General features: G+C 43.6%; 1 protein-coding gene. It reads right to left on the bottom strand.

Annotated elements, in window-relative coordinates; genetic code table 11:
* Window positions 1-332: 332 nt before the first annotated feature.
* The coding region (locus E5983_RS08560; RefSeq protein WP_202056689.1) for a ZmpA/ZmpB/ZmpC family metallo-endopeptidase at window positions 333-4,751 on the bottom strand (4,419 nt) is incomplete at its 5' end.

Below are 4,751 nucleotides of genomic sequence, written 5' to 3'. Positions count from 1 at the left end.
CCCCCACCACAGGGAAAGCATCTCATAGAAATTCGAAAGAAGCCGGATTCGGATTGACGTTAAAACCATCTCAACACCCTTATTAAAAAGCTAAATAATAAAAGCCTAAAACTGTCAGTTTTCAGGGATTCCACACAACTTGACAAAGAGCCATCTTTCCTGCCTATAACCCCATAACCCAAAAATCCCTATTACCTCAAACAGGTAGCATACCTGAGGAGATAATAGGGATTTAAGGGTTGGTTCGCTTGAACAATCCGAACCGTGTCAAACTCTCGAGGAGCTACAAGCGCTACTCAATGATTCAACAGGTTTAGAAAATCTTCAAGAAATTAATCGTTAAAAATAGATTCTCTAAAGTCTTGTGTCTGACGAAGATAAGCATTATAAATACGTCCGTTGAGAAGGTTCACCCAACTAGCCGGTCCATGACTCGTTGTTCGATCAATATTCTTGATATCGTGAGCCATTGCTGCTCGCATCAATTCTTCTATCTGCTCTACCGACGTAATCGTCACTTCCTTCTTAGACGTAGCAGATCCTAACTCATACTGAATTGTAATTGGTTTCAGCTTCTGAGCCTTCTGAATCCGCTCTTGATACATCGCCTTTTTAAAGTCAGCCCAAGAGTTATATTCATTTCTAAAGATATTGTCAAAGATTATCTTGTCATTTGGAACCCCTACATAACGTTTATACCATGAGGACCATGTTTTGTGGCCCTTATCAAAAGCTTCCTGAGCATACATATTGGATACATAAGGAATGAATCCAGCCTGATAGCCTTTGGCAGCTAGCAATTCATAGGCCATCCGTCTAAACATTAAATCACCTGGAGCTCCCTTATCATTGGATAGAGCTGCATAGAATGGAGACGTCAAGGCAATCGTATAATAACTATTGCGTTTAACACTACCTTCATCGATATAGAAACGTCGAGCAATCACATCTGAATCAATCAGATCTGTAAACTCTCGCAAGTTACTAATTTCTTCTGACGTCAAACGACGAACTTTATTTCCAGCATGTGTATCGTTTCCATCCCGGTCTTTAATGTATTCATTTTCAATTTTTCGTAACCATTTCTGCTTCACATCGTCATTCTGTGACAGAATAACTTTACCTTCAAGATATTCCAACAAATAGATCACATCAAACATTCCTTTTACGTATTTATTGACATCATCCATGCTTTGGTAACGTTCTTTAGGATTTGCAGCATGATAACGATCCGTAGCATCTGGATTCCCTTGGAGAGTCATACTTAATGCCAGGGTAGCTTGATTTGGAAAATCTGGTTCCTCCAACAATCCCCTAGCAAAGTTCTCCGCTCCCAATCCTTCCCTACGACCATTTCCTTCAAAGAAAATAGTTCCATCAAAGGTATGGGTCATTTCGTGGGTCAGAGACGTGATTCCTAATCGTTCCAATAGGCGATCACCAACATAGAAAACGGCATTTCCGGTTGCGTAAGCTGCGCTGTAGTTATTGGCAAAATAACGACCAGTTGGACCAAAGAATTCTTGAATAGAGGCATCTGGAGAGTGTAGGGTTCTCCAAGATTTACTACCATCTGGATTATGGTACATGAAACCATCATACATAATAATGGATTTAAAGAGCAGATCACGCATCTCTGGCTTCAAGATTCGATACCAGAAATCATAGTAATCTCTATGCAAACTTGCTCCCTGATCAACAGTAGCTCGCATCGTCTCAATAAATTCTGCTTGAGATAGGCTCAAGTTTTTACCATAACGATAACGCTCATACCCACCAAAAACGAATGTCGACATATTCGAAATTACATAGGTACTTTCTTCAGACATCGTTAACAACGGCAACAACATCTGTTTGTAAGCCCAACTTTGACTTGCCAGACGGTCATAAATGCCGATGGAATACTTATTATCCTTTTGCCCCATAGCTGCTTCTTGTTTCTGCCTTGCTTCATCAATTTCTGAATAGCTCTCAACAAGATAAGCTTTTGTATTATCCTTCAACCACTGGTTATTGGATTTGTGCGGTAAGAATAAATGCCGGTAAGCTTCTAAGTATTCAAACAGGTCTGTCTTCTGTTTTCCTGCAGCTAGACTTCGCTCAAAAGTTCGCACGTTATGGCTGGCTTTTAAGTTATCAAAACCTGATTTACCTAACTGAATGATATGGTCAAGAGAAGAAGCTGTTTGATTGCCAAAGAAGTCAAGTTTGTAGGCAGATAAGTCCTTCACATTGATCGTGTCATAATTGATGTTATACCAGCGATTGAGATAGCTCATTCCAAGTAAGAGAGGAACAGCATTCTCCTGGATTTGTTTCGCCAGTTTGTCACTGACTGCACCATCTGTTGCATTGATCGCCTTGTCCGCAGCCAAGAGCTTCTTCAATTCTTGTGGTAGATTAGCCTTCAAATCATTAAAGGCCTTTTCCAAATAGAGATCATTTAGATTCTTGCTTTGATCACCTTCAGCAATCCCTAGAGCTTGCCGTACTTCTGCAGAATCAAACTGAATCGCCGCTAAGGTTGGTGTCACAGCATCAATCACGGATTGATAAGAATCCAAGAAACTCTCCGGTGTGTAAATCAAAGAAGTACCTGCTAGATCGTACTCGGCAACCCGTTGATTTCTAAAGTCTCCCTTAAAGGTCAGTGGAACATAGGCAACCGTGTTGTCCTCGTAGTGAAGCATTAAGCGATTAATGGCTGCCTTATCCGTATTCGGATCAAGGACAATTCGATTATCGGCCATTGGAACCACATCTACTAAACGTGTTTGGGAGAGTTTATGACTTGGATCAATCCGGTTTCCTTGGTCGACAATGTATTCCTTATTGTAAAACGGCAGTAACTTCTCCGCATTGTAATAAGCAACATCACGACCAGCTTGCGCACCGGAAACATTCTGATAGTTCACACGATAGCTATTCAGAGCCGATAAATTCGTTCCCGTTTTTGGAACGTAAATGCGCAGATTGGACTGATAAGCTCCTAGGTTTGGCCCCTGTACCAGCTCCGGTAGACTCAGCGTCAATTCATAGACAGACTGTCCATCTTTTTGAACTTCGCGAATCTCTGAAACGGGGAGGAGCATGGCCTTGCTTTGGTTCGGCTGAATCTGTACCACATATTGATCTGGAGCTTTAGCGCTTGCTAAGTTATCCAAACGACGATAACTTGCTCCATCTTTTTCGTACAACTCAACCGTCTCAATATCCTTCAGCTCGATTTTTTTATATTCCAATCGAATTAAGGCTTGATCTTCTTGAATTTCCTCGGTCGGTGCCTCCGCAGGTCCATAAGTCATGGATGTCTTCAAGGTATAATCCGTAAAGTAGTCCAACTCAGACAATGTTAAAGGCTGGTCCAACTGACTAATTGGGAATTCCTTAACAAGAACATCACCCTTATACAAGAGCGCCTTAGCAGAACGGTACTGCTTATCTGGATCCTGCAGGCTATAGCGAACAAGCGCATTCGCTTGGTCATCATTTTCGGTAACCGATTGAATGCGAAGCACAGGCTTCACAAGTTCTCGAGTTCCAACCAGCAGCACTTGAGACACAGGCTGTCTAGTTTCAACAACCGGCGTATTAGCTGTGACCTCACCTGTTTTCTCATTCAGGCTATAGGTCACTGTTGTTTGTTCCAGACCTAACTGACCTGGCGTTTGAATCCGCTCTTTTCCTTTTTCTAAAGTCGGATCCTCTTGACGAATTTCCGTAAAGGCCAATTCCCGACTGGTTACAGTTGGCTTGGTTCCCACACGAATAACACGATTCACCGGCGCAAGGACTATCGTCTCGCGCACCAACTCATCCTTAGTCTGGTTCCAAACAATTTCCTTCCGTCCAAGACTTCCTTCTTGTTCGACTGTTCGAAGGCCAAAGTCTAAACGATCATCCGCTTGATAGACTGTATCAAAGGCTAGATCTTCTTGCCGGGTTTCGAGCACATCTCTGGTCCCGACTAACAGCACCTGATTGACAGCAGGTACAGTCTCCACGACAGGAGCATTGGCTGTGACCTCACCTGTTCGCTCATCTAAAGTATAGGTCACTGTTGTCGTCTCACGACCCTTTTGACCCATGGTCTGAATCCGCTCTTGACCCTTATCCAAGGTCGCATCTTCTTGGCGGATTTCTTGGAAATCTAGCTCCCGACTGGTCACCACAGACTTGGTTCCGACACGAACCAAACGGTTGACAGGCGCTAGGGTCACTGTTTCACGGACAAGCTCATTCTTGGTCTGGTTCCAAACAACTTCCTTGATGCCCAGACTTCCTTCTTGCTCGACTACACGGGAATTCGCATCCAAGCTATCATCGGCTTGATAAACGGTGTCAAAGGATAGCTCTTCCTGACGTGTCTCCAAGATATCTTTGGTACCAATTAACCGTACCTGATCAACAGCAGGCACAGTCTCCACGACAGGAGCATTGGCTGTGACCTGACCTGTTCGCTCATCTAGAGTATAGGTCACTGTTGTCGTCTCACGACCTTTTTGACCCATGGTTTGAATCCGCTCTTGACCCTTATCCAAGGTCGCATCTTCTTGGCGAATTTCTTGGAAATCTAGCTCCCGACTAGTAACCACAGGCTTAGTCCCAACACGAATGACACGATTCACCGGCGTAAGCACTACAATCTCGCTCACCAACTCATCCTTGGTCTGGTTCCAAACAACTTCCTTGGTGCCCAGACTTCCTTCTTGCTCGACTACACGGGAATTCGCATCCAAGCTGTCATCGGC

The organism is Streptococcus danieliae, from assembly GCF_009767945.1.
Lineage (GTDB): Bacteria > Bacillota > Bacilli > Lactobacillales > Streptococcaceae > Streptococcus > Streptococcus danieliae.
Note: the sequence above shows the minus strand (reverse complement) of the source record. Positions and strands in the feature narration are given on the sequence as shown.